Source organism: Kitasatospora sp. NPDC053057, assembly GCF_044546945.1.
Taxonomy (GTDB): Bacteria; Actinomycetota; Actinomycetes; order Streptomycetales; family Streptomycetaceae; genus Kitasatospora.
This window is the reverse complement of record NZ_JBITZP010000032.1, coordinates 40,748-65,159: the sequence shown is the minus strand read 5'-3', so window position 1 is coordinate 65,159 and position 24,412 is coordinate 40,748. Positions and strand designations below refer to the sequence as shown.

Genomic DNA, 24,412 nt, shown 5'->3' with positions numbered 1-24,412 from the left:
AGCCTAAGTTCCGTGCCCCGGGCCCGGCATCAATCGAAAGGTTGAACTCCGCTTCGGCCCTTCGATGCCCAGGATGCAATCCCCGGCGCGATGCCCGGGCGGCCCCGTTTCCCGGACCGTATGAGCCTCACCCGTTTCACCCGCAGGAAGGCCCACCGTGTTCGTCGCCTGGAGGGACCTGAGGTTCGCCAAGGGCCGGTTCGCCCTGATGGGAACCGTCATCGTGCTGATCACCGTGCTGGTCGGCCTGCTGTCCGGACTCACCGCCGGGCTCGGCCGGCAGAACATCTCCGCGATCACCGGCCTGCCCGCCGACCATCTCGCCTTCGGCCGGCCCGCCGACGGGCAGAAGCTCTCCTTCACCGACTCCCAGGTCACCCCCGACCAGTGGCAGGCCTGGGCGCGCGAGCCCGGCGTCACCTCCGCCCAGCCGCTCGGCATCACCACCACCAAGGCCGCCGCCGGGCAGCGCACCGCCGCCCTCTCCGCCTTCGGCGTCCCGGACGGCTCCGACCTCGCCCCGCAGGGCGGCCTGATCACCCCGGGCAGGGCCGTGCTCTCCACCACCGCCGCCGAGAACCTCGGCCGGCTCGCCCCCGGCGCCGACTTCACCCTGGCCGGCCACCGGCTCACCGTCGCCGCCGTCGAGGGCGACGCCGCGTACAGCCACACCCCGGTGATCTGGACCAGCCTCACCGACTGGCAGCAGTTCGCCCCCGGCGGCACCGGCCATGCCACCGTCATCGCCCTCCACACCACTGCGGGCACCGACCTGTCCGCCGCCGACACCCGACACGGCACCGAGACCAGGACCCGGGACGACGCCCTCGCCGCGATCGGCTCCTACACCTCCGAGAACGGCTCCCTCCAGCTGATGCGAGGCTTCCTGTTCGCCATCTCGGAGTTGGTAATCGGCGCCTTCTTCACCGTCTGGACGATCCAACGCAGCGGCGACATCGCCGTGTTGAAGGCCCTCGGCGCCTCCACCCGCTACCTGCTGCGCGACGCCCTCGGCCAGGCCGTCCTGCTGCTGGTGCTCGGTACGGCCGTCGGCACCGCGATCGCCCTCGGCGCCGGCTCGTTGATCGGCTCCGCCGTCCCCTTCGTCCTGGACGCCCCGACCCTGCTGCTGCCCGCCGCCGTCATGATCGCCCTCGGCGCGGTCGGCGCTGCCCTGTCCATCCGCCGGATCACCTCCGTCGACCCGCTGACCGCCCTGGGGAGCGCCCGATGAGCCTTTTCCTGGACCGCATCACCCTCACCTACCCGGACGGCGACGGCCGGCTCACCGCACTGGATCAGGTCTCCCTGACCGTCCCCAAGGGCTCGCTCACGGCCGTCGTCGGCCCCTCCGGCTCCGGCAAGTCCAGCCTGCTGGCGGTGGCGGCCACTCTGATCAGCCCGGACTCCGGACGGGTCATCGTCGACGGTACGGACACGGCTGGCCTCGGCCGCGCCGAGCTGACGTCTCTGCGCCGTACCAAGATCGGTATCGTCTTCCAGCAGGCCAACCTGCTGCCCTCACTCACCGCCGTCGAGCAGCTCCAGGTGATGGCCCACCTCGACGGCCGCTCTCCGCGCAGCGCCGTCCCCCGCGCCCTGGCCCTCCTCGACGCCGTCGGCCTCCGCGACCAGGCCCATCGCCGACCGCACCAGCTCTCCGGCGGACAGCGGCAACGGGTCAACATCGCCCGGGCCCTGATGAACGACCCGACGGTGCTGTTGGTGGACGAGCCCACCAGCGCCCTCGACCACGAACGAGGGGCGGCGGTACTGGACTTGATCACCGAACTCACCCACCAGCGGGCCACCGCGACGGTCCTGGTCACCCACGACCGCACCCACCTGACAGCCGTCGACCAGACCGCCGAGGTCCACGACGGCCGTCTTACGGTGCCTGCGGCGGCAGCCTAGGAGAACAGGTCGTCCACCCTCATGGTCACCACCGCGCCGATCGACTCCGGCAAGGTGAACGACTCCCCCGGGCGGTGGACGGCCTTCTCTCGGTACTCGCCGTCCTGCGGACCGGTCATCACCAGAACCCGCCGATCGACCCGGTCCACGACCACGTACACCGGCACCCCGGCCATCGCGTACGCGGCCGGCTTCCTGGCGAGGCCCCTATCGGGCCCGCAGCCGCAGGGCCGGCCGATCCGCCTCGGCCGCCTCGTCCTGCCCCGCCCACAGCGAGCGCACGTGGCTGAGGTGCCGCGTCATGCAGGCCTCCGCCGCCTCCGCGTCGCCGGTGAGCATCAGGTCCAGCAGCTCCACGTGCTCCTCCGCCGAGGACACCAGCTGCCCCTGCTCGTCCAGCCGCGTCAGCCCGTAGAGCCGGGAACGCTTGCGCAGGTCCCCGACCACGTCGACCAGCCGCGCGTTGCCCGCCAGCCCGAGCAGGTCGAGGTGGAACTGCCGGTCCGCCTCCAGGTACCCGATCAGGTCGTGCTTGCGCGCGGCCGCGACGATCGCCTCGGCCTGGGGGCGCAGTCGCTCCAGCTGGTCCTTGGTCGCCGTGCGGGTGACCCGGCCGACGGTCGGGACCTCGATCAGGGCGCGGATCTCGGTGTAGTCGTCGAGATCGCGCTCGGTGAGTTCGGTGACCCGGAAGCCCTTGTTGCGGACGGCCTCGACCAGCCCTTCCCGGGCGAGATCGAGCATGGCCTCGCGCACGGGGGTGGCGGAGACGCCGAAGTCGGCGGCGAGCGCAGGGGCGGAGTAGACGACGCCGGGGCGCAGTTCGCCGGAGATGAGGGCTGCCCGGAGGGCGTGGGCGACCTGGTCGCGGAGCCGCTCCTGCACGGAGATCAGGGTGCGGGATTTGAGCTCGGCCATGGTGTTCCTCCGGGTGGGTGCAGAACACCAGCGTACAATGTCACGTTACGTTGAGCGTGCAACAGTCCGCGAAACGACCGGCCCGACGCCCATGGTGGCAGCGGCCGCCGCCACTGACAACGGCCGACGGCACACGATCTCACCGGAAGGGGCCGGCGTGGCCGGGGATCCCATCCCACCGCGCCGGCCCCTCGCTCTACGGCGACTGACGCCGCGCGGCCCGGTACACCTCCGCCGCCACTGCCAGGTCCTCCCAGGCCATCCCGACGCTCTTGAAGAACCGCGGCCGCCCGCCCGGCACCAGCGCGTCGCCGCGCACCAGCTCGGCCAGGTTCCACAGCTGCCGCCCTCCGACGCCCGCCAGCAGCAGGTCCCCGGCCTCGCGCGCCGCGGCCGTCCGCGCCTCGACGTACAGCTCTGCCCGGCCGACCAGCACCTCGTCCACCTCCCGCGCGTCCGGCTCGTGTGAGCCCACCGCCGCGACGGCCGCGTGCTCGGGCACCAGAGCGCCGTCGAACAGCGGGGTGCGCGCGGTCGTGCAGCACACCACCACGTCCGCCCGGCCGACCGCCTCCGGCCCACCCGCCGAAGCCGCCAGCCCGAGCCCCCGCCCGTACGCCACCAGCGCGGCCACCCGCCCGGCGTCGCGCGCCACCACGGTGAGCCGCCGCAGCGGCCGGACGGCGAGCAGCGCGTCCAGGTGCCCGTACGCCTGCGGCCCGGAGCCGAACACCACCAGGTGCTCGGCCTCCGGCGCCGCAAGCCGCGCCAGCGCCGCCGCCGTCACGGCGGGCGTGCGCAGGGCCGTGAGGGCGGCGCCGTCCAGCACGGCCAGCGGCTGGAGCGTCGGCCCGTCCAGCAGCAGGTAGCTGCCGGTGATCCGGGGCAGCCCGCGCGCCGGGTTGTCCGGCGCGACCCCGGCGATCTTGACGCCCGCGTACGGCCCGGCGGCGGCCGGCATCAGCAGCAGCTCCCCCGCCGGCACCGGTACGGCCGACCGGGCGGGCGCCGCCTCCGGGTCCAGCCCGTCCAGCAGCACCCGCTCGATCGCCCGCACCGCCCCGGCGGGCCCCAGCCCGCCGGTGCCCGGCACGGTGTACTGGAGCGGCTCAGCCCCCGCACCGGACAGTCCAGCACCGAACGGCCCAGCACCGGATAGCGCACCACCGGACAGTCCGGCACCGGGCAGCGCAGCACCACTCAAAGCAGGAACCCCGTCCCGAGCGAGTCCCCCGGCTCCAGGACGAACCCGTGCTCCCCGGTCCGGAACGCCACCCCGCCGACCTCGGTGACGATGCCCTCCCCCAGCGGGTCGCCCCCGGCCACCGCCCGTCCGGTGAACACCGTGCCGATGATCGACTCGTGCAGCAGTTCCTCCCCCGGCGCGAGCCGCCCCTCGGCGACGAGCACCGCGAGGCGGGCGGAGGTCCCGGAGCCGCAGGGCGAGCGGTCGATCTGCCCGTCCGCGAAGACGGTGACGTTCCGCTGGATCAACGCCCGCCCCTCCGAGGGGAGTTCGTCGTACAGCACGACGCCGTACACCCCGGACAGCCGCGGGTCCGTCGGGTGCGAGACCGCCTCGGACCCGGCCAGCAGCTCCCTGATCTCCCGCCCCACAGCGGCGAGTTCGGGGAGCTGCTCGACCGATACCGCCAGGCCCAGCGACGCCGCCGGCACCGAGACGTAGCACGCCCCGGCGTGCGCCACGGCGACTTCGACCACCCCGCGCGAGGTGGCCAGCGGCAGCTTCAGGGCGCTGACCCTGCTCGGCACGTTGCGGAAGGTGACCCCGGTGGTGCGCCCACCCGCCCGGTGCACCAGAGCGGTGACCCGCCCCGAGGGCACGTCGATCCGCACCCGGGCCACGCCGTCCGCGGGGGCCGGGACCAGCCCGGAGTCGACGGCCCAGGCGCCGAGCGCGATGGTGCCGTGCCCGCAGGCGGTCGAGTAGCCGTCCTTGTGCCAGAACAGGACGCCCAGGTGCGCCTCGTCGTCGTCCGGCGGCACCAGGAAGCCGCCGTACATCCCGGCGTGCCCGCGCGGTTCCCGGACGAGCAGCTGCCGGACCTCGTCCAGTGCGCTCGGCCGGGGCGCGGTCGCGCTGCCGCCCGCACCGATCGCGATGGCCCGCCGTTCGGCGACGCTGTCGCCGGGGATCGGTGGCACCCCGTCCAGCACGATCCGGAACGGCTCGCCGGCCGTGTGGTAGTCGACCGTACCGACCCGCATCACAGCCCCCCGCCCGGCAGCACGCTGACCGTCCGGCTGACGGTGTAGAACTCCAGCGCCGCCCGGCCCTGTTCGCGCTCGCCGTGGCTCGCGCCCTTCGTCCCGCCGAAGGGCAGGTGGAAGTCGACGCCGCTGGACGGGGCGTTGACCCGGATCATGCCCGCGTCCAGCCGGTCGGCGGCGGCCAGTGCCGCGTCCAGGCTGCGGGTGTGCACCGAGGTGGCGAGGCTGTGCGGGGTGTCGTTGGCGAGCGCGATGGCCTCGTCCAGGTCGGCCGCCGCGTGCAGCACCGCGACCGGGCCGAAGAACTCCTCACGCGCCAGCGGGTGTTGGGCGGGGACCTCGGCGAGCAGGGTCGGCTCGACGTACCAGCCGGCCCGCTCGGGCACCTGTCCGCCGACCAGTACGCTCGCCCCGGCCTCGACGGCCGAGGAGACCGCCCCCACCATCCGCTCCCGGGCGGCGGCGTTGACCACCGGCCCGCACACCGAATCGTCCACCGCCGCGAGCGCCTTGACCAGGGCCTCCCGCAGCGGCTGGTACGCGGACCCCACCGCGATCACCCGGCTGGTGGCGGTGCACTTCTGCCCGGCGTACCCGGCGATCGCGGCCGCGATGTGCCCGGCGGCCAGCTCCACGTCCGCGTCCGGCAGCACCAACGCCGCGTTCAGCCCGCCGAGTTCGGCCTGCACCGGCACCCCGCGCCCGGTGGCGGCCCGCACCACGGCCCGTCCGACCCCGGTCGAGCCGGTGAAGGACACCACGTCCGCCGCGTCGACCAGCGCCGACCCCTCCTCGGCCCCACCGGGCACCACCGTGAGGACGTCCTCGGGCAACGCGGCCAGCTCCGCCAGCCGCAGCGCACACGCCGTCGCCTCCGGGGCGGGCTTGAGCACCGCCGTGTTCCCGACCGCCAGCGCCGGAGCGGCCTTCCAACTCGGGATCGCCAGCGGGAAGTTCCACGGCGCGATCAGCCCGGCCACCCCATACGGCCGGCGCCGGGTGAGCAGCAGCCCGGGCCCGGCGGCGGGCTCGTGCACCGCCCCGGACGGCTCGTACGGCGCCTGGGCGTAGTAGCGCCAGATCGCCGCCGTCCGGGCGACCTCCCCCCGCGCCTCGGCGAGCGGCTTGCCGACCTCGCGCACGATCAGCGCGGCCAGCTCCTCCGCGTGCGCCTCGACCGCCTCGGCGATCCGGCCGAGCGCCGCCGAGCGGGCGCCCGCCCCGGCCGCGAGCCAGCCGCCCTGCGCGGCCCGGGCCCGTCCGACGGCGGCCCGCACGGCCTCGGCGCCGGGCGCCTCGACGGCGACCACGAGGTCGGCCGGGTCGGCGGGGTTGTACGAGGTGATGCTCACAACTACCAGCCCTTCAGAGCACGTTCGAAGTCAAAGCGTCAGAGCAGGAAGCCCGCCGGGAACGGGTCGTCCGGGTCGAGGAAGTACTGGGCGGTGCCGGTGACCCAGGCCCGCCCGGTGACGGTGGGCACCACGGCGGGGTGTCCGGCCACCTCGGTCTCCGCCACCAGCCGCCCGGTGAAGGTCGTCCCGATGAAGGAGTCGTTGCGGAAGTCCCGCCCGAGCGGCAGTTCGCCGCGCGCGTGCAGCTGCGCCATCCGCGCCGAGGTGCCGGTGCCGCAGGGCGAGCGGTCGAACCAGCCGGGGTGGATGGCCATCGCGTGCCGGGAGTGCTCGGCAGTGGAGCCGGGGGCGAGCAGCTGGACGTGGTGGCAGCCCTGGATGGACGGGTCCTCCGGGTGCACCGGCCGGTCGGGGCCCGCGTTGACGGCGGCCATCACGGCGAGGCCGGCGTCCAGGATGTCCTGCTTGCGCTCACGCTCGAACGGCAGCCCGAGCTCGGCTAGCGGCAGGATGGCGTAGAAGTTGCCGCCGTACGCGAGGTCGTAGCCGACCGTGCCGTAGCCGGGCACCTCGATCTTGCGGTCCAGCGCGACCGCGTAGGAGGCCACGTTGCGGATGGTCACCGCCTTGGCGGCGCCGCCCTCGACCCGCACCTCGGCGACGACCAGCCCGGCGGGGGTGTCCAGCCGCACCGTGGTCACCGGCTCGACCACCGGCACCATCCCGGTCTCGACCAGGACGGTGGCGACGCCGATGGTGCCGTGTCCGCACATCGGCAGCAGTCCGGACACCTCGATGTACAGGACCCCGAAGTCGGCGTCCGGCCGGGTGGGCGGCTGCAGGATGGCGCCGCTCATCGCGGCGTGCCCGCGCGGCTCGTACATCAGCAGGGTGCGGAAGTGGTCCAGGTGCTGCTGGAAGTGCACCCGGCGCTCGGCCATGGTGGCGCCGGGGATGACGCCGAAGCCTCCGGTGATCACCCGGGTCGGCATGCCCTCGGTGTGCGAGTCGACGGCGTGGAACACGTGACGGCTGCGCATTCCTCACAACTCCTCTGTCGAAGCGGTCGGTCGGGGCCGGCTGCCCGCACAGCCGGCCCGGATGTCGGGAACTACGCGAGGCCCTCGGCCAGCGCCTTCTCGGTGGCCGCGCGCACCGCCGCCTCGATCTCCGGCTCCAGCGGCCGCCGGGGTGCCCGGACCGGCCCGCCGGGGCGCCCGGCGATGTCCATGGAGAGCTTGATGGCCTGGACGAACTCGGTCTTGGAGTCCCAACGCAGCAGCGAGTGCAGCGACTTGTAGAGCGGCAGGGCGGTCGCCAGATCGTGCCCGACGGCCGCGTCATAGAGCGCCACCGAGGCCTCCGGCAGCGCGTTCGGGTACCCGGCGATCCAGCCGACCGCGCCGGCCAGCGCCAGTTCCAGCAGCACGTCGTCGGCGCCGATCAGCAGGTCCAGCCCGGGCGCCAGCTCGGCGATCTCGTACGCCCTGCGGACGTCCCCGCTGAACTCCTTGACGGCCACGATCGAGCCCTCGCCGTGCAGTTGGGCGAGCAGCGCGGGCACCAGGTCGACCTTGGTGTCGATCGGGTTGTTGTACGCGACGACCGGCAGGCCGGCCCTGGCGACCTCCGCGTAGTGCGCCCGCACCGAGGCGTGGTCGGCCCGGTAGGCGTTGGGCGGCAGCAGCAGGACGGAGCCCGCTCCGGCCTCGGCGGCCTGCTCGGCCCAGCGGCGGGATTCGGCGCTGCCGTAGGCGGCGACCCCGGGCATGACCCGGGAGCCGTCGCCCGCCGCCTCGATCGCCACCTCGACGACCCGGGCGCGCTCCTCGGCGGTGAGCGTCTGGTACTCGCCCAGCGAGCCGTTGGGGACGACGCCGTGGCAGCCGGACTCGATCAGCCAGTGGACGTGCTCGGCGTAGGCGTCGTAGTCGACGGAGAGGTCCGGACGCAGCGGGATCGTGGTGGCGACCATGATGCCGCGCCAGGGGCGGGTGGTGTCGTGCGGGGTGATGGACACGTTGAGCTCCTTGGTGAGGTGTGACATTTTATAAACGGGAGCAGGCCGGAGACAAGAGCCCCCGCCCTGCGTGTTCCGACGGACCGGATCCAGCCCGGGCCCTGAAGACCCGGGCCCCGAAGGCGGCGGGCCCCGAAAGGCCCGGTCCGGACTACTCCGACGCACCCGCCGCCAGCTGCGAGAGCGGCACCGGGCAGGCCAACGGCCGCCGGTCCGGCCCCGCCCCCGTGGCACCGGACAGACAGGCCACGGCCGGACCGCACATCCGCCCCTGGCACCAGCCCATCCCGGCGCGGGTGAGCAGCTTGACGGTCCGGGGGTCGCCCGCGCCCAGTTCCTCCACCGCCTCCCGGATCCGCGCGACCGGCACTTCCTCGCACCGGCACACATCGGTGTCCGGCCGCAGCCACCCGGTCCAGCCGGGCCCCGGCCGGTGGGCCGCCGCCATCAGCTCGGCGAAGGCCCGCAACCGCGCCCGGCGGCGCAGCAGCGCGCGCCCCGGCAGCGCCCCGGCGATCGCGTGCGCGGCCAGTTCGCCCTCGGCCAGCGCGAGGTCCGCGCCGCCCACGCCGTTGGTCTCCCCCGCGGACCACAGGCCGGGGACGGAGGTGCGCAGCCGCGCATCGACCCGCAGGGCGACCGCGCCGTCCGGCCCGGTCCGGGTTTCCGCGCCGAGCTCGGCGGCCAGGTCGATCTGCGGCAGCAGCCCGTGGCCGACGGCGAGCGCGTCGCAGTCGATCCGCCGCTCGGTGCCGGGCAGCGGCCGCCAGTCGGCGTCCAGCCGGGCCACGGTGACCCCGGTGACCCGCTCGTCCCCGTGCGCCTCGACGACCGCGCTGCGCGGCCGCAGCCGTACGCCGTGCCGCAGCAGCGCGCCCCCGTGCCCGGCGCCCTCGACCAGCTTGGCGGGGACGGCCGCCAGCACGCCGGGGCGCCGGGCGTACCCGAGGTAGCCGCTCGCCTCGACCACCGCCGGGACCTCCGCGCCAGCGCTCACCAGCGAGGACGCGGCCGCGAGCAGCAGCGGCCCGCTGCCGGCCACCACGATCCGTCGCCCGGGCAGCACCAGCCCGGCCTTGAGCATCGCCTGGGCGCCGCCAGCGGTGACCACCCCGGGCAGGGTCCAGCCGGGGAACGGCAGCTGCCGCTCGTAGGCCCCGGTGGCGAGCAGCACCGTCCGGGCCCGGACGGTGGTCCGGTCGGCGGCCTCCGGCCCGAGCGTGACGTGCACCGCGAAGCCGTCCGCGGTCCGTTCCAGCGCCCACACCTGGTGGCCGCCGCGGAAGACCGCCTGCCGGTGCGCCGCGAGCCGCGCGGCCAGCCCGGTGTACGCCGACCAGCCGTGGTGCAGCCGGTCCGGGCGGGCCGCGCCGAGTCCGGGCGCGGGGTGCCGGTAGTACTGCCCGCCGGTCCGGTCCGCGCCGTCCAGCAGGACGCAGCGCAGCCCGAGGTCGGCGGCGGTGACGGCGGCGGCGAGTCCGGCCGGCCCGGCGCCCACCACCGCGAGGTCGAAGAGCTCAGACGGCGAGGTCGGCACGGCCGTGTCCCTCCTGGGTGGTGACGACGGTGCCCGGCTCGGCGGGCAGCAGGCACAGGCGCTGGTTGGCCCGGCCGTTGACGGTGGCCAGGCAGTCGAAGCAGGCGCCGATCCCGCAGAACGCCCCGCGCGGCCGCCCGCCGATCCGGGTGGTGCGCCAGGCGAGGACGCCGTCGGCCCAGAGCGCGGCGGCGATCGACTGCCCGGGCAGGGCGCGGACGGGCCGCCCGTCGAACTCGATGTGGTGGCCGGGCCCGGGTTCGGCCTCGACCAGGGCGGCAGGGGTGTGGCGACGCGTCACCGGCTTCTCCAATCCATCACCGGCTTCTCCAATCCGGAAGGAACATCCCAGGAATGCGGCACATGATCACCCGGCCGAAGACGGGTCCGCCGGATCCGCCGGAAGCCCGTCCCCCGGGAACCGGTCCGCCCGGAACGGCGCGAGGTCCAGCTCCGGCCGCTTCCCGGTCAGCTGTTCGCTGATCAGCAGCCCGGTGGCGGGCGCCAGCCCGATCCCGGCCCCCTCGTGCCCGCAGGCGTGGTAGAGCCCGGGAACCCGCGGGTCCTCCCCGATGGCCGGCAGGTGGTCCGGCAGGTACGGGCGGAAGCCCCGGTAGGTGCGCATCACGGCGGCCTGCGCGAGCACCGGGAACAGCGCCGCCGCCTCGGCGGCCAGCCGTCCGATCGCCTCGTGGGAGATGGTGCGGTCGAAGCCGACCCGCTCCCGGCTGGCGCCGATCAGCACCGGCCCGCCGGGGGTGCCCTCGATCACGGAGGAGGTCTGCAGCCCGGCCGAGCCGCTGGCCACGTCGGCCACGTAGTCGGCGGAGTAGACCTTGTGCCGGACGACCCTGGGCAGCGGTTCGGTGACCAGCACGAAGCCGCGCCGGGGCAGCACCGGCAGGTGCACCCCGGCCAGCGCGGCCAGTTCGGCCCCCCAGGCGCCGGTGGCGTTCACCACGGCGGGCGCGGCCAGCCGGCGCCGGTCGGTGCGGACGCCGCACACCGCGCCGTCCGGCCCCCGTTCCACCGCCGTCACGGTCTCCCCGGTGGTCAGTTCGGCGCCCATCCGACGGGCCTCGCGCAGCAGGTGGGCGGCGGCGAGCGCGGGTTGCACCTGGGCGTCCTGCGGGTAGTGGTAGCCGCCCGCCAGCCCGGGGGCGAGGTGGGGCTCAAGCTCGTGCAGCCGCTCGGCCGGGACCTCCTCGGCGGTCACCCCGGCCGCGGTCTGCCCGGCGGCGAAGTCCCGCAGCGCCTGCTGCCCGGCGGCCGTCGAGGCGACCACCACGCCTCCCTTGGGCTCGTACTCCACGGCCGGGCCGAGCTGTTCGGCGAGCTCGCGCCAGAGCCGGAGGCTGAGCAGGGCGAGGTCGAGCTCGGGCCCGGGTTCCTTGTCGGAGACCAGCAGGTTGCCCTCGCCCGCGCCGGTGGTGCCCCCGGCGACCGGCCCGCGGTCGACGACGGCGACGCCGAGCCCGGCGCGGGCGGCGTAGTAGGCACAGGCGGCGCCGACGACTCCGGCGCCGACCACGACGACGTCCAGGGGAGGTGTCCAGGTCTTCAGCACACCAGTAATATGTCACATTCCATCAACCCTGCCAAGAGCGCACCGAGGGCAGGCACGGGAGAGGAACCGAACAGCGGAAAGCCCCGGCCCTCCGCCCGAAGCGGAGGACCGGGGCCACCCGGCTGGAGAACCGTCACCGGCTCAGGTGATGTCGTCCATCTGCTCCCGGGGCGCGGTCGGCACCGGCGCACTCGCCTCCGGAGCCGACGAGGCCTGGACCGTCTCCGCACCCGCCACCGGCTGCACCGTGAGGTCCAGGTGCGAGGCCTCCTCGTCGTCCAGGTCCGCATCCGGGTTGTTCCGGCGCTTGCGCCGGTCGTTCATCATCGCGATGCCCACCGCGATGAAGTACAGCGCCCAGATCGGCGCGGCCAGCGTCAGCATGCTCACCGGGTCGGCGCTCGGCGTGGCGAAGGCCGCGAACACCGTGATGCCCATGACCATGCCCCGCCACCAGCCGAGCAGCCGCTTGCCGGTGACCATCCCGACCTGGTTCATCATCACCAGCAGCAGCGGGAACTCGAAGGCCAGGCCGAAGACCAGCACCATCCGGGTCGCGATGTCGAGGTAGTCCTCGGGCGGCAGGATCGGCGTGGTGTTGTTCGGGGTGAACGAGATCAGCACGTCGACCGTGGTCGGCAGCACCAGGATCGCCACACCCACACCGGCCAGGAACAGCGGCGCCCCGCAGGCCATGAAGACCACCGCGTACTTCTTCTCGTGCCTGTGCAGACCGGGCGCCACGAAGGCCCACACCTGGTACAGCCAGATCGGCACGGTCGCGACCACACCGGCCGTCAGCGAGACCTTGAGCATCCAGGTGAAACCGGCGGTCAGACCGATGTTGGAGACCTGGGCGCACTTGCCGTGGTACTGCCCGGCGGTCTCCAAGGTGCAGCGCGGCAGCGGCTGCAGCAGGAAGTCCTCGATCCTCTGGTGGTAGATCGCCGCGATGACGGTGATCACCACGATCGCCAGGACCGACTTGACCACGCGGTTGCGCAGTTCCCGCAGGTGGTCGGCGAGGGCCATCCGCCCCTCAGGATCCTTGGGCGCCTTCGGCGACGCCTTGGAGAGCTTGCTCAACCCCGGTCCTCAACTCGTGCGTCGAGGCCCGCCGGTCGACGGGCCTCCGTGGTCGCGTGCGTCGCGTACGTCACGCGTGCCGTGTGCGTCGTGTACGTCACATGCGCCGCGCTCAGTGCGGGCGGTCGCCGTCGGGCGCACCCTGCCCGGCACCGGGCTCGGCGACCGGACGGGCCGTGGCCGAGGCCCCCGGAGCGGTCTGGACGGTCCTGGTCGTCGGTTGCGGAGCGACCTGCGGCCGGGCGGCCGGCGCGCTCCCGTCCGGCTCGTCCTCCGAGCGCATCGCCTTGGCCTCGCTCTTCAGGATCCGCATCGACTGCCCCAGCGAACGCGCCAGTTCGGGCAGTCGCTTGGCCCCGAACAGCACGATGGCAACCACCACGACCACCACGATCGCGGTCATCGAGAAGCGCATGCGTCGACCACCTTCAGCATCCGCGGCCCGACAGGCCGCCCGCCGCGGATGCTAACCGCTGCGGATGACGCCCCGACGACGGCCGCCCGAACAGGACAGCGGCCCCCGGTTCGCAGTTCAGGAGCCACCTGAGAGCGTAACCCGCCCCTACCTCCGCGCAGCAGCCCCCGTACCGCCCGGTGCCCCGGGTGTGCTAACGGACAGCCGGCGCCCTACGGGTTCGGGACCGCCGAGGCCAGCTCCCCCGCCGCCTCGGTCAGCGCCCGCGAGGCCGCGTCCACGCCCTTGGCCAGCGCCCGCACGTCCAGCCAGAGCCGGATCGCGAGGACCCCGAGGACCAGCAGGCCCGCGGTGGCGAGCAGGACGGCGGCGACGAGCATCCAGGACATGCGCCCACCCTATACGGGGCGCGAGCGCGCTATCCCTCCGCCGGGACGAGCCTCATGGTGCGCACCCCCGCCGCGGTGAGCGCCTCGACGATCTTCTCCCCGGCCGGCTTGCGCACCGCCGCCCCGCAGAGCGGGCAGCCGAAGCTGTAGTGCGCCTGCGCCGCGGTCCGACCGAGGGTCAGCCGGAAGTCCTCGGCCGGGAGCTCGACCTTCTCGCGGCACTGCGAGCAGTACACCTTGAATCTCGTCCCGGGCTCCACCGCTCAGACCTGCCCCTCCCCGTAGGCGGCCAGCGCCTCCCGCGCGGCCGAACGCGCCTGCTCGGCCAGCTCGGGCGGCGACACGATCCGGCCGTCCCGGCCCAGCCGCAGTGCCAGCGGGCGCAGCTGGGAGGGGTCGGCGCTGCGCAGGGTGATCCGCAGCCCGCCGTCGGGCAGTTCCTCGGCCCGGTCGTGGGTGTAGTACTCGGCGACCCAGCGGCCGCCGGAGGAGACCTCCACCACCACCTCGGGGTCGTCCGCCGCCGGGTTGACCAGCCCGCCGCTCAGGTCGCGCGGCTCGCGCCGGGGCGGGTCGGCCGGGACGTCCAGGACGCGGATCTCGGCGACCCGGTCCAGCCGGAACATCCGGTGGTCCTCCGAGGTGCGGCACCAGGCCTCGAGGTAGGTGTGGCCCTCGGTGAGCAGCCGGATCGGGTCGACCTCGCGCTCGGTCATCCCGCCGCGCCCGTGCGAGTAGTAGCGCAGCCAGACCCGGCGGCCCTCGCTGAGCGCGCGGTCGATGTCGGCGAAGACGTGACTCTCCGCCTCGAAGGTCACGCCGACCCGGGCGCTGCCCTCGGCGCTCTCCCCGGCCGCGTTCTCGATCTTGGCGACGGCCCGGGTGAGCGCCTCCCGGTCGCCGGCCCGCAGGCCCGGCAACCCGGCCACCGCGCGGGCGGCCACCAGCAGCGCGGTGGCCTCGTCGGCGGCCAGCCGCAGCGGCTGGGCCACGTCGTCGACGTTGTGCCACCAGATCCGCTCGCCGTCGGTGTCGATGTCGAGCAGGTCGCCGCCGCGGAAGCTGGTGCCGCACATCGGCAGCACGTTGAGGTCCCCGATCAGCTCCCGCTCGCTGATCCCGAACGCCCGGGCCACCTCGGCGACCTCGGCCCCGGGCCGCTCGCGCAGGTAGGTGACCAGCGACAGCATCCGCCTGGTCTGGTCAATGGCGTTGCTCATGCGTCCACCTCGCTGCGCTCGGCGGGCGCTTCGTACGATGCGCACCTTCCGATGGTTCGCCCGCTTCGCTCGCTCACGCGCCCACTCCCTCGAATCCCGCGACCGCCCGCAGTCGGTCGACCACATCCGCCCGCAGCTCCTCCGGCCCGAGCGCCAGCACGTCCGGCCCGAACTCGGCGAGGTCGGCGCCCAGGCCGTTGCCGTACGGGATCTCCAGCTCGTCCCAGCCCTCGTCGACCCGGGTGCTGTTCAGCGCCTTGGTGCGCAGCGGGAAGCCCGCGCCCCGGCGAACCCGGACGGTCGCGGTGGCGGTGGCGCCCTCGCCGGCGAACTTGGCCACGGTGGCCCGGACGTCCACGTGCTCGGGCACCGTGCCGAGGAAGGCGCCGCCCTTGGCCTTCACCTTGCCGGTGATCCGGCTGAGCCGGAACACCCGCGCGTCGCCGCGGTCCCGGTCGTACCCGGCCAGGTACCAATGCCCGCGCCAGCACTCCAGCGCCCACGGCTCGACGCTGCGCTGCTCGACGGCTGCGGCACCGGCCTTGCGGTACTCGAAGGTGACCGGACGGCGGTCCCGGGCGGCGGTGAGCAGCGGCTCGAACGCGGCCTCCCGGGCGGGGATGCGCGGCTCCAGGGCGGTCCGGCCCTCGGCCTCGCCGAACGGCACCCCGGCCGCGCGCAGCTTCTGCAGCGCGCCGCTGGCCGCGCCGGACATCTTGGCCTGCTGCCAGACCCGGGCGGCCAGGGTGAGCGCGGCGGCCTCCTCGGCGTCCAGCGCGATCTCCGGCAGCCGGTTGCGGTCGGGACGGGCGAGGTAGCCGAGCTCGCCGTCCAGCGCGCTCTCGTCGACGTCGATCACCAGGCCGAGCTCGCGCAGGTCGTCCTTGTCCCGCTCGAACATCCGGTTGAAGGCGTCCTCGCTGCTGTTCTGCCAGGCCTCGCGGTACGCCTCGATGGATTCCCGCAGCTCCTTCTTGGAGAGCGGGCGTCTGGTGTTCATCAGGCACAGGGCGAGATTCATCAGCCGCTCTGCCTTGGCGATCGCCATCGGTGACCCTTCCGGTGTGCCGCGCCGCGCGCGGGGTGCGCCAACCGGGCGATCCTCACCCGGCGGGACCGACCGTACCGGTAGCGGTACGCACTGCAAAAGCCGCGTCCCACGCCTGATCCCCGGGGCGTGCCGTTCGGGCCCGAACACGGCCTCGGGCCGGACCCCCGCAGGGGTCCGGCCCGAGGCCAGCGCGGGCTCAGACCGCCAGCAGGTCGACCACGAAGATCAGGGTCGAGTGCGGCGGGATGAGCGGCGACGGCGACGCGGCGCCGTACGCCAGGCGCGACGGGATGGTCAGCTCGCGACGGCCGCCGACCTTCATGCCGACGACGCCCTGGTCCCAGCCCTTGATGACCTTGCCGGCGCCCAGCGGGAACACGAACTCGTTGGGCGTCCGGTTCCAGCTCGCGTCGAACTCCTCACCGGTCTCGAAGGTCACGCCGACGTAGCGCACCTTGACGTTGCTGCCCGCCTTGGCCTCGGCGCCGTCGCCCACGACGATGTCGCGGATCTGCAGCTCGGTCGGAGCGTCACCGATCGGGAAGTCGATCTCGGGCTTCTCGTTCAGGTTCACAGCCATGGTCCCTCTTCTCACGTTCGCAATTCCCTGCACGACCAAGCGGCGGGCGCCCGCACCACGGTCCGTTCCTGGACCACAGTACGGGCGCCCGCCGCCCGTCGGGACGCGGCCACGCGGCCGGCCCCGAAGGTCACACGCCCACCATTGTCACCCGAAAAACGGATCAGCCCTGACCGGCGTCCAGGATGTCCACCACGAAGACCAGGGTCGAGCCGGGCGGGATGTCGCCCTGGCCCTTGTCCCCGTAGCCCAGCGCGGCCGGGATCACCAGCTCGACCCGACTGCCGACGGTCTGACCCGCCAGCCCCTGGTCCCAGCCCTGGATGACCTGGCCGCCGCCGACCGCGAAGGAGAACGCCTGGCCCTTGCTGAGCGAGGAGTCGAAGATCTTGCCGTCCTTGGCCAGCGCGCCGGTGTACTGGACGACGACCTTCTCGCCCTTCTCCACCGCCGGCCCGGTGCCCTTGATCAGGACGTGGGTCTTCAGCTCGGTCGGGTCCTTGGCGCCGGCCACCGGGGTGATGTCGGCCGGCTTCTTGCCGTTGTCCTTGACCTGCGGGAAGTCCGCCGGCGGGGGGGTGACGGTACCGCTCACCACGGCGTCGGGCGCGTTGGTGTTGCGGATGTCGATCACGAAGATCAGGTTGTCCTTGGCACCGATCGACATGTCCGGCTTGCCCTGGGAACCGAAGCCCGCGGCCGGCGGGGCCACCACCAGCAGCCGGCTGCCGGCCTTCTTCCCGATCACGGCCTGGTCCAGCGCCGGGATCAGCGCGTCGGTACCGGCCTGGAAGATCTGCGGCTTGCCCTTGTCGTCGTACGAGCTCGGGATGTCCTTGCCGGTGTTCCAGTCCTTGGCGGTGTAGTCCACCGAGGTCCAGTTGTTCTTGTCCACCTTGGGCCCGCTGCCCTCGGACAGCACCTTCACCACGAAGGAGCCGTCGGAGGCCTCGCCCGGCACCTGGATGTCGGCCTTCTTGCCGAAGTCACCGGTGACCGTCGGCAGCACCTTGGCGCTGTCCTTGATCGGCGGCACCGGCTCGGCGCTCGGCGTGGGCGGCGCGGACTTCGTCGCGTCCGGCTGGGCGGAGGCGGCGGTGTCCTTGGAGCCGTCCTTGTTCACCATGTACAGCGTGATGCCGCTGCCGACCAGCAGCACCGCCAGCACCGTGCCGAGGATCACGCCCAGCTTGCCCACGCCCGGAGGGTTCTCGTCGTACCCGGCCTCCGAGGTGTCGGACTTGCGCACGTTGCTGGCGAAGATCTGCGGGGCGTCCTCGTCGTCCGTCTTGGTCCCGCCCGCCGGCCGCGGCTTGTCGCCGGGCTGTGCCCAGCCGGCCTGCTGCGCGAGGATCGCCGGGGGGACGACGATCGACTCGCGGTCCGCCGCAATCGGCCCGCCGGGACGAGAGGCGGCCGGGTCACCCGCAGGGCTGTCGTTCGCCGCGGTGCCGGCCCCGCCCGGGCTCGGCGTCTTCTCAGTCATGACTCCCCATCCATCTCGCCACAGGTTTTCCAGGTCTGCGCCCGGCGTGGTGAGCGCCGGCCTGCCGCCGCACCGCCCGCCCCGGACCTCGGCGCCGGGCGGCGCCTGCCACAGTGCGAGGGCAGTATGACAGCTCAGGATGAGGGCGGACGCTTCGTTGTACGAGCGTCCGCCCAAGCGTACGGAATCCCCCCGGCGACTTCCTAGACCGCTTCCAGAATGTCGATCACGAAGACCAGGGTGGAGTTCGGCGGCACCGACCCCTGCGCCTGGTCCTTGTACCCGAGCGCGGGCGGCACCACCAGCAGCACCCGGCTGCCCACGGTCTGCCCGACCAGCCCCTTGTCCCAGCCCTCGATCACGCTGCCGGTGCCGATCTGCACCGCCTGCGCGCCGCCGTGCGCCCAGGAGGCGTCGAACTGCTGCCCGTTGCTCCACAGCACCCCGGTGTACTGCACCACCAGGGTCTGCCCGGTCTTGACCTGCTTGCCCTCGCCCTTGATCAGCACCGCCTGCTGGAGGTCGGTGGGCGCGGCCTGCCCGGCCGGGATCGTGATTCCGGCCGGCGCCTTCCCGTTGTCCTTGACCTGAGGCAGCGTCGCGGCCGCCTGGGTCATGTTCCCGGTCAGCGTGGAGTCCTGCGGCAGGCTCTCCACGATGTCCAGCACGAACACCACGGTGTCGCCCTTGTTGACGCCCAGCTGGGTGGAGCCCTGCGCGCCGAAGGCCGCCGCCGGCGGGGCCACCACCAGCAGCCGGGTGCCCACCTTCTTGTCGATCACGCTCTGGTCCAGCGCCGGCACCAGCTGCCCGCTGCCGGCCTGGTAGAGCTGCGGCTTGCCGTTGTCGTCGTACGAACTGGGCAGGTCCTTGCCCGTGGTCCAGTCCTTCGCCGTGTAGTTGACGGTCACCCAGTCGCCCTTGTTGACCGTCGACCGCTCCCCCTCGGTCACCGTGTTCACCACGAACTGGCCGCTGGGCTGCTGGCCCTCGGGAATGGTGATGGTGGCCTTGCTGCCGAAACCGCCACCCGAAAGAGTGGGCATCGGCGACGCCTCCCCCACCGGCGCCGGCACCGTCGGCGCGGCGCTCGCCGTGGACGGCGTCGCCGGGCCGACCGCCTTGGGCGAACTGCTGCAGGCGACCGCGAGCAGCAACGGCAGGGTGAGAAGCAAACCGGCGGTGCGGCGCACGGTGGTCCTAACTGTCGGTCGAAGTCGGCTCTCCTGACTCGACGGACAGCGTATGCCCGGCATGCGTCCGGCCCCGGTAGACACCACCGGGGCCGGACGACACCTTGATCACGGTCACATGCCGGCGATCAGCTTCTCCACCCGCTCGTCCACCGAACGGAACGGGTCCTTGCACAGCACCGTGCGCTGCGCCTGGTCGTTCAGCTTCAGGTGCACCCAGTCCACCGTGAAGTCCCTGCGCTGCTCCTGCGCCCGGCGGATGAAGTCCCCGCGCAGCCGGGCCCGGGTGGTCTGCGGCGGGATCGACTTGGCCTCGAAGGTCTTGAGGTCGGTGGTCACCCGCTCCGCTTGGCCCTTGCCCTGGAGCAGGTAGAACAGGCCGCGCCGACGGTGGATGTCGTGGTATGCGAGGTCGATCTGGGCGACCCGCGGGTTGGACATCGTCATCTGGTGCTTCTCGCGGTAGCGCTCGATGAGCTTGTACTTCATGATCCAGTCGATCTCGGTGGCCACCCCGTCCAGCCGCTCGCTGCGCACGGCCTCCAGGGTGCGGCCCCACAGGTCGAGGACCCGGGCGATGGTGCCGGTGTTGATGCCCTTGCGGTCGGCGAACTCCAGGGCCTTGGTGTAGTACTCCTCCTGGATGTCCAGCGCGCTGGCCTCCCGGCCGTTGGCGAGGCGCACCTGATGGGTGCCGGTGAGGTCGTGGCTGACCTCGCGGATCGCCCGGATCGGGTTCTCCAGGGTGAGGTCGCGCATCACCACGCCGGCCTCGATCAGCCGCAGCACCAGGTCGGTGGCGCCGACCTTGAGCAGGGTGGTGGTCTCGGACATGTTGGAGTCGCCGACGATCACGTGCAGCCGGCGGTAGCGCTCGGCGTCCGCGTGCGGCTCGTCCCGGGTGTTGATGATCGGCCGGGAGCGGGTGGTGGCGGAGCTGACGCCCTCCCAGATGTGCTCGGCCCGCTGGCTGACGCAGTACACCGCGCCGCGCGGGGTCTGCAGCACCTTGCCCGCGCCGCAGATCAGCTGGCGGGTCACCAGGAACGGGATGAGCACGTCGGCCAGCCGGGAGAACTCGCCGTGCCGGGCCACCAGGTAGTTCTCGTGGCAGCCGTAGGAGTTGCCGGCCGAGTCGGTGTTGTTCTTGAAGAGGTAGACGTCCCCCGCGATGCCCTCCTCGTGCAGCCGCCGCTCGGCGTCCACCAGGAGCCCTTCGAGGATGCGCTCGCCCGCCTTGTCGTGCGTCACCAGCTCGACCACGTCGTCGCACTCGGGGGTGGCGTACTCGGGGTGGGAGCCGACGTCGAGGTAGAGGCGGGCGCCGTTGCGCAGGAAGACGTTGCTGCTGCGGCCCCAGGAGACGACCCGGCGGAACAGGTACCGCGCGACCTCGTCCGGCGACAGCCGCCGCTGCCCGCGGAACGTACAGGTCACGCCGTACTCGTTCTCCAGCCCGAAAATCCGGCGGTCCATGAGCACTCCTATCTCGTCGGAGCTGTCCGAAACCGCCTCCACGACGACTGGGCCGCCGCAGGGGCACCGGAGCCCCGTACGCCGGCGGTCCGGCCGCCGTACGGGACTCCGCAGGCACTGCTACTCCGGCGTGGTGTCCGCCGGGTTGTCCTCGTCGTCCGACTCGGCGGACTGGTCGCCGTCGAGCAGGCGACCGAGCTGGTTGCCCAGGATCCGCTTGAACTTGCGCTGCTGGAACCGCTGGCGGTCGAGGACCGCGACCTCCAGCTGTTCCGGGGTGAGGGCCCGCGGGCTGCCGCCGTTGGGGTCGCGGGCGAGCGAGTCCACCGCGACCTTCACCGCCTCGGTGAGGCTCATGCCCACGCGGTGGCGCTGGCCCAGGTAGTTGCCGATCGAGTCGGCGTTGCCGCCGACCACGACGTAGTTCTTCTCGTCGACGACCGAGCCGTCCGGGGTGAGCCGGTAGATCTGGTCGTTGTCCGCGGTGCGGCCGACCTCGGCGACGATCAGCTCGACCTCGTACGGCTTCTCACCGACCGAGGAGAAGACGGTGCCCAGGGTCTGGGCGTACACGTTGGCAAGGCCCCGGGCGGTGACGTCGGCCCGGTCGTAGGAGTAGCCGCGCAGGTCGGCGTAGCGGACGCCGCCGATGCGCAGGTTCTCGAACTCGTTGTAGCGGCCGACCGCCGCGAAGGCGATCTTGTCGTAGATCTCGGAGACCTTGTGGAGCGCCCTGGAGGTGTTCTCCGCGACGAAGACGATGCCGTCGGCGTAGGTGAGCACGACCACGCTGCGGCCGCGAGCGATGCCCTTGCGGGCGTACTCCGCGCGGTCCGCCATGGCCTGCTGGGGCGAGACGTAGAACGGTGTCGACACCGGCGGTCGTCCCTTTCCTGTGAGGTGATGGCTAGATCAGCGGGGCCTGCGGGCCGTTGGGCCGGGTCAGGCGCTCGTCGGTGATGGCGACCACGGTCTCGGCGACCTCGGCTTCGGTGAGCCGGCGGAAGCCGTCCTCGGTGATCAGCGAGACGATCGGGAAGATCTTGCGGGCCAGGTCCGGCCCGCCGGTGGCGGAGTCGTCGTCCGCCGCGTCGTAGAGCGCCTGGACGACCAGGGTGACGGCCTGGTCGGCCGTCAGGTCCTCGCGGTAGAGCTTCTTCATCGACCCGCGGGCGAAGACCGAGCCCGAGCCGGTGGCGGCGAAGCCGCGCTCCTCGGAGCGCCCGCCGGTGACGTCGTAGTTGAAGATCCGGCCGCGGCCGCGGTCGAGGTCGTAACCGGCGAAGATCGGCACCACCGCGAGGCCCTGCATCGCCATCCCCAGGTTGCCCCGGATCATGCTGGTGAGGCGGTTGGCCTTGCCCTCCAGGGAGAGCGTGGTGCCCTCGATCTTCTCGTAGTGCTCCAGCTCCAGTTGGAACAGCCGCACCATCTCGACCGCGAGGCCGGCGGTGCCGGCGATGCCGACCGCGCTGTACTCGTCGGCCGGGAACACCTTCTCGATGTCGCGCTGGGCGATGACGTTGCCCATGGTCGCCCGGCGGTCACCGGCGATCACCACACCGCCGTCGAAGACCGCGGCCACGATCGTGGTCCCGTGCGGGGCCTCCACCACGGCCCCCTCGGGGAGCCCGCTGCGACCGGGCACCAGCTCCGGCTTGTGCTCGGCGAGGAAGTCGAGGAACGAGGAGGACCCCGGGGTCAGGAAGGCAGCCGGTAGACGCCCGGTGCCACGAGTGTTGGCTTCCACACGATTCCTTCCAGGTAGCTTGAAGCGCGCAATGCCCGCACCCTACCCGCCGACGATCACTGTCCACGCGTGGAGGGGCCGGTGCCGGGCGGCCGGGCGGACGTTGCCACCCGACCGCCCGGACGGTCGCGACCGTGAATTCCCGAATACCGGGGAGCGGACTATTGCCCACCCTTTTGCACAAAGCCGCGCACGAAATCTTCCGCGTTCGACTCCAGGACTTCGTCGATTTCGTCCAGCACCGCGTCGACGTCGTCGCTCAGCTTTTCCTGGCGTTCCTTGAGGTCATCGGAATTCTCGGTTTCCGCGACCTGCTCCTCGACCTCCTCGGAGGAGCGGTTTGCCCGCTGCTGGCCGCCGCCGGTGTCCTTGCTCGCCATTTCCCTCACCCCGCTCGAATCGTCTGGCACGGTTTGGTCGGTCGGTCGTTGCCGGTTGGCACCGACCCTATACACAAGGTGCGACTGCCGCTCCCGGTTTGCCGGTGGCGCTTCCTGTCCAACACCCGCTGCCACCCCGGATGATTCCCATTCGGCGGACGTTCACCCGTGGTGATCGAAAAGTTACCCGCCGGACAGCACCCGCAGCAGGTCCTCCGCCGTGCGGCAGCGGTCCAGCAGCTCCTTGACGTGGTTGCGGGTGCCGCGCAGCGGCTCCAGCGTGGGCACCCGCTGCAACGAGTCCCGGCCCGGCAGGTCGAAGATCACCGAGTCCCAGGAGGCCGCGGCGACGTGCTCCGCGTACTGCTCCAGGCAGCGGCCGCGGAAGTAGGCCCTGGTGTCCTCCGGGGGCTTGATGACGGCCCGCTCGACCTCCGCCTCGGTCAGCAGCCGCTCGAACCGGCCGCGGGCCACCAGGCGGTTGTAGAGGCCCTTCTCGGCCCGTACGTCGCTGTACTGGAGGTCGACCAGGTGCAGCCGCGGGTTGTCCCACTCCAGGGCGTCCCGGCTGCGGTAGCCCTCCAGGATCTCCCGCTTGGCGATCCAGTCCAGTTCCCTGGAGAGCGACATCGGGTCGCGCTCCAGCCGCCCGAGGACGTCCTCCCAGCGCGTCAGCACGTCCACGGTCTGCTCGTCGGCGTCGGTGCCGAAGCGGTCCTCGACGTACTTGCGGGCCAGCTCGAAGTACTCCAGCTGCAGTTGGACGGCGGTGAGCTTGCGCCCGTTGCGCAGGGTGATCAGGTGTTTCAGCGTCGGGTCGTGGGAGACCCGGTGCAGGGTGCGCACCGGCTGGTCGACGGCGAGGTCGGAGGCGATGAAGGAGTCCTCGATCATCGACAGGACCAGCGAGGTGGTGCCCAGCTTGAGGTAGGTGGAGATCTCGGAGAGGTTGGCGTCCCCGATGATCACGTGCAGCCGGCGGTACTTCTCGGCGTCGGCGTGCGGTTCGTCCCGGGTGTTGATGATCGGCCGCTTGAGGGTGGTCTCCAGGCCGACCTCGACCTCGAAGTAGTCCGCCCGCTGGCTGATCTGGAAGCCGTGCGCCGAGCCGTCCTGGCCGATGCCGACCCGGCCGGCGCCGGTGACCACCTGGCGGGAGACGAAGAACGGGGTGAGGTGGCGGACGATGTCGGCGAACGGTGTCGCCCGCTTCATCAGGTAGTTCTCGTGGGTGCCGTAGGAGGCGCCCTTGTTGTCGGTGTTGTTCTTGTAGAGGTGGATGTTCTGCCCGTTGGGCAGTTCCAGCGCGCGCTGCGCGGCGGCCGCCATGATCCGCTCGCCGGCCTTGTCCCACAGCACGGCGTCGCGCGGGTTGGTCACCTCGGGCGAGCTGTACTCGGGGTGCGCGTGGTCCACGTAGAACCGGGCCCCGTTGGTCAGGATGACGTTGGCGAGACCGATGTCCTCGTCGGTCAGCTGGCTCGCGTCCGCCACCTCGCGCGCCAGGTCGAAGCCCCGGGCGTCGCGCAGCGGGTTCTCCTCCTCGAAGTCCCAGCGGGCCCGCCGCGCCCGGTGCATCGCCGCCGCGTAGGCGTTGACGATCTGGGACGAGGTGAGCATGGCGTTGGCGTTGGGGTGCCCGGGCACGGAGATCCCGTACTCGGTCTCGATGCCCATCACGCGCCGTACGGTCATGCGGCCCTCCTTGCCCGGTGCACCGCCCCCGACGGACGGAACACGCTGACGTACCGCTGAACAACACCGGCGCCGGCGGTCTGCCCGCGGACGGTGGGTCGAGCCTAGAACCCGGCGCCGGCCGGCGGGCCCCGAGACGCGCCGTCCG

26 protein-coding genes are annotated in these 24,412 nt (G+C 72.8%); 2 read left to right on the top strand and 24 right to left on the bottom strand.

All coding sequences use genetic code 11. From position 1 onward, the window contains the following. Positions 1 to 157: 157 nt before the first annotated feature. Together ACIG5E_RS28330 and ACIG5E_RS28325 are read left to right on the top strand one after the other, a co-directional pair. A complete protein-coding gene (locus ACIG5E_RS28330) occupies positions 158 to 1,234 on the top strand; it encodes an ABC transporter permease (RefSeq protein WP_396537986.1) in 1,077 nt (358 codons plus the stop codon). Further along, on the top strand, positions 1,231 to 1,914 hold the full coding sequence (locus ACIG5E_RS28325; protein WP_396537984.1) for an ABC transporter ATP-binding protein: 684 nt from the start codon (positions 1,231 to 1,233) through the stop codon (positions 1,912 to 1,914). The genes ACIG5E_RS28330 and ACIG5E_RS28325 overlap by 4 nt, the downstream gene beginning before the upstream one ends. On the opposite strand, the gene ACIG5E_RS28320 is transcribed toward ACIG5E_RS28325, so the two are convergent. The 24 genes from ACIG5E_RS28320 to dop form a co-directional block, all read right to left on the bottom strand. After that, positions 1,911 to 2,090, bottom strand: a complete 180-nt coding sequence (locus tag ACIG5E_RS28320; RefSeq protein WP_396537982.1) for a Uma2 family endonuclease — start codon at positions 2,088 to 2,090, stop codon at positions 1,911 to 1,913. The genes ACIG5E_RS28325 and ACIG5E_RS28320 overlap by 4 nt on opposite strands. 31 nt (positions 2,091 to 2,121) lie before the next feature. Beyond that, on the bottom strand, positions 2,122 to 2,832 hold the full coding sequence (locus tag ACIG5E_RS28315) for a GntR family transcriptional regulator (RefSeq protein WP_396537980.1): 711 nt from the start codon (positions 2,830 to 2,832) through the stop codon (positions 2,122 to 2,124). A gap of 196 nt (positions 2,833 to 3,028) precedes the next feature. Further along, the gene (locus tag ACIG5E_RS28310; protein WP_396537978.1) at positions 3,029 to 3,925 is read right to left on the bottom strand and encodes an ornithine cyclodeaminase family protein; all 897 of its coding nucleotides are present in this window, start codon (positions 3,923 to 3,925) and stop codon (positions 3,029 to 3,031) included. A 107-nt stretch (positions 3,926 to 4,032) separates the two neighbouring features. Continuing rightward, positions 4,033 to 5,061, bottom strand: coding sequence for a proline racemase family protein (locus ACIG5E_RS28305; protein WP_396537976.1), 1,029 nt, complete (start codon positions 5,059 to 5,061; stop codon positions 4,033 to 4,035). Next, positions 5,061 to 6,416, bottom strand: a complete 1,356-nt coding sequence (locus ACIG5E_RS28300; RefSeq protein WP_396537974.1) for an aldehyde dehydrogenase family protein — start codon at positions 6,414 to 6,416, stop codon at positions 5,061 to 5,063. Before ACIG5E_RS28300 ends, ACIG5E_RS28305 begins: the two co-directional genes overlap by 1 nt. A 38-nt stretch (positions 6,417 to 6,454) precedes the next feature. Next, positions 6,455 to 7,459, bottom strand: coding sequence for a proline racemase family protein (locus ACIG5E_RS28295; protein WP_396537972.1), 1,005 nt, complete (start codon positions 7,457 to 7,459; stop codon positions 6,455 to 6,457). A gap of 71 nt (positions 7,460 to 7,530) precedes the next feature. Then, positions 7,531 to 8,466, bottom strand: a complete 936-nt coding sequence (locus ACIG5E_RS28290; protein WP_396537970.1) for a dihydrodipicolinate synthase family protein — start codon at positions 8,464 to 8,466, stop codon at positions 7,531 to 7,533. Between the two features lie 124 nt (positions 8,467 to 8,590). Continuing rightward, on the bottom strand, positions 8,591 to 9,976 hold the full coding sequence (locus ACIG5E_RS28285) for an NAD(P)/FAD-dependent oxidoreductase (RefSeq protein WP_396537968.1): 1,386 nt from the start codon (positions 9,974 to 9,976) through the stop codon (positions 8,591 to 8,593). Beyond that, on the bottom strand, positions 9,957 to 10,277 hold the full coding sequence (locus tag ACIG5E_RS28280; RefSeq protein ID WP_396537966.1) for a (2Fe-2S)-binding protein: 321 nt from the start codon (positions 10,275 to 10,277) through the stop codon (positions 9,957 to 9,959). Before ACIG5E_RS28280 ends, ACIG5E_RS28285 begins: the two co-directional genes overlap by 20 nt. Positions 10,278 to 10,343: 66 nt before the next feature. Next, the gene (locus ACIG5E_RS28275) at positions 10,344 to 11,543 is read right to left on the bottom strand and encodes an NAD(P)/FAD-dependent oxidoreductase (protein ID WP_396537964.1); all 1,200 of its coding nucleotides are present in this window, start codon (positions 11,541 to 11,543) and stop codon (positions 10,344 to 10,346) included. 141 nt (positions 11,544 to 11,684) lie between these two features. Then, complete coding sequence (gene tatC / locus ACIG5E_RS28270; protein ID WP_396538032.1) at positions 11,685 to 12,575, bottom strand: twin-arginine translocase subunit TatC; 891 nt, start codon at positions 12,573 to 12,575, stop codon at positions 11,685 to 11,687. Positions 12,576 to 12,741: 166 nt separating this feature from the next. Then, complete coding sequence (gene tatA / locus ACIG5E_RS28265) at positions 12,742 to 13,044, bottom strand: Sec-independent protein translocase subunit TatA (protein WP_396537962.1); 303 nt, start codon at positions 13,042 to 13,044, stop codon at positions 12,742 to 12,744. A gap of 212 nt (positions 13,045 to 13,256) precedes the next feature. Continuing rightward, the gene (locus tag ACIG5E_RS28260) at positions 13,257 to 13,433 is read right to left on the bottom strand and encodes a hypothetical protein (protein ID WP_360421834.1); all 177 of its coding nucleotides are present in this window, start codon (positions 13,431 to 13,433) and stop codon (positions 13,257 to 13,259) included. Positions 13,434 to 13,462: 29 nt separating this feature from the next. Further along, positions 13,463 to 13,693: a hypothetical protein gene (locus tag ACIG5E_RS28255; RefSeq protein ID WP_396537960.1), complete on the bottom strand. Its 231-nt coding sequence runs from the start codon at positions 13,691 to 13,693 to the stop codon at positions 13,463 to 13,465. A 3-nt stretch (positions 13,694 to 13,696) separates the two neighbouring features. Further along, entirely contained in the window at positions 13,697 to 14,653 is a 957-nt protein-coding gene (locus tag ACIG5E_RS28250) for a YafY family protein (protein ID WP_380417799.1), read from the bottom strand. Positions 14,654 to 14,726: 73 nt separating this feature from the next. Then, complete coding sequence (locus ACIG5E_RS28245) at positions 14,727 to 15,701, bottom strand: helix-turn-helix transcriptional regulator (protein WP_396537958.1); 975 nt, start codon at positions 15,699 to 15,701, stop codon at positions 14,727 to 14,729. Positions 15,702 to 15,900: 199 nt separating this feature from the next. Then, positions 15,901 to 16,284, bottom strand: coding sequence for an FKBP-type peptidyl-prolyl cis-trans isomerase (locus ACIG5E_RS28240; RefSeq protein WP_396537956.1), 384 nt, complete (start codon positions 16,282 to 16,284; stop codon positions 15,901 to 15,903). A gap of 163 nt (positions 16,285 to 16,447) precedes the next feature. Then, positions 16,448 to 17,770, bottom strand: coding sequence for an FKBP-type peptidyl-prolyl cis-trans isomerase (locus ACIG5E_RS28235; RefSeq protein ID WP_396537954.1), 1,323 nt, complete (start codon positions 17,768 to 17,770; stop codon positions 16,448 to 16,450). 203 nt (positions 17,771 to 17,973) lie between these two features. After that, positions 17,974 to 18,963: an FKBP-type peptidyl-prolyl cis-trans isomerase gene (locus ACIG5E_RS28230; RefSeq protein WP_396537952.1), complete on the bottom strand. Its 990-nt coding sequence runs from the start codon at positions 18,961 to 18,963 to the stop codon at positions 17,974 to 17,976. A gap of 114 nt (positions 18,964 to 19,077) precedes the next feature. Further along, positions 19,078 to 20,439: a Pup--protein ligase gene (pafA, locus tag ACIG5E_RS28225; protein WP_396537950.1), complete on the bottom strand. Its 1,362-nt coding sequence runs from the start codon at positions 20,437 to 20,439 to the stop codon at positions 19,078 to 19,080. A 120-nt stretch (positions 20,440 to 20,559) separates the two neighbouring features. Then, positions 20,560 to 21,315 (bottom strand): proteasome subunit alpha, encoded by a 756-nt coding sequence (prcA, locus tag ACIG5E_RS28220; RefSeq protein WP_396537948.1) that lies wholly within the window; start codon positions 21,313 to 21,315, stop codon positions 20,560 to 20,562. Positions 21,316 to 21,346: 31 nt separating this feature from the next. Beyond that, entirely contained in the window at positions 21,347 to 22,189 is an 843-nt protein-coding gene (prcB, locus tag ACIG5E_RS28215) for a proteasome subunit beta (RefSeq protein ID WP_396537946.1), read from the bottom strand. Positions 22,190 to 22,350: 161 nt separating this feature from the next. After that, positions 22,351 to 22,569 (bottom strand): ubiquitin-like protein Pup, encoded by a 219-nt coding sequence (locus ACIG5E_RS28210; RefSeq protein WP_396537944.1) that lies wholly within the window; start codon positions 22,567 to 22,569, stop codon positions 22,351 to 22,353. 183 nt (positions 22,570 to 22,752) lie between these two features. Further along, complete coding sequence (gene dop / locus ACIG5E_RS28205; protein WP_396537942.1) at positions 22,753 to 24,264, bottom strand: depupylase/deamidase Dop; 1,512 nt, start codon at positions 24,262 to 24,264, stop codon at positions 22,753 to 22,755. Positions 24,265 to 24,412 lie beyond the last annotated feature (148 nt).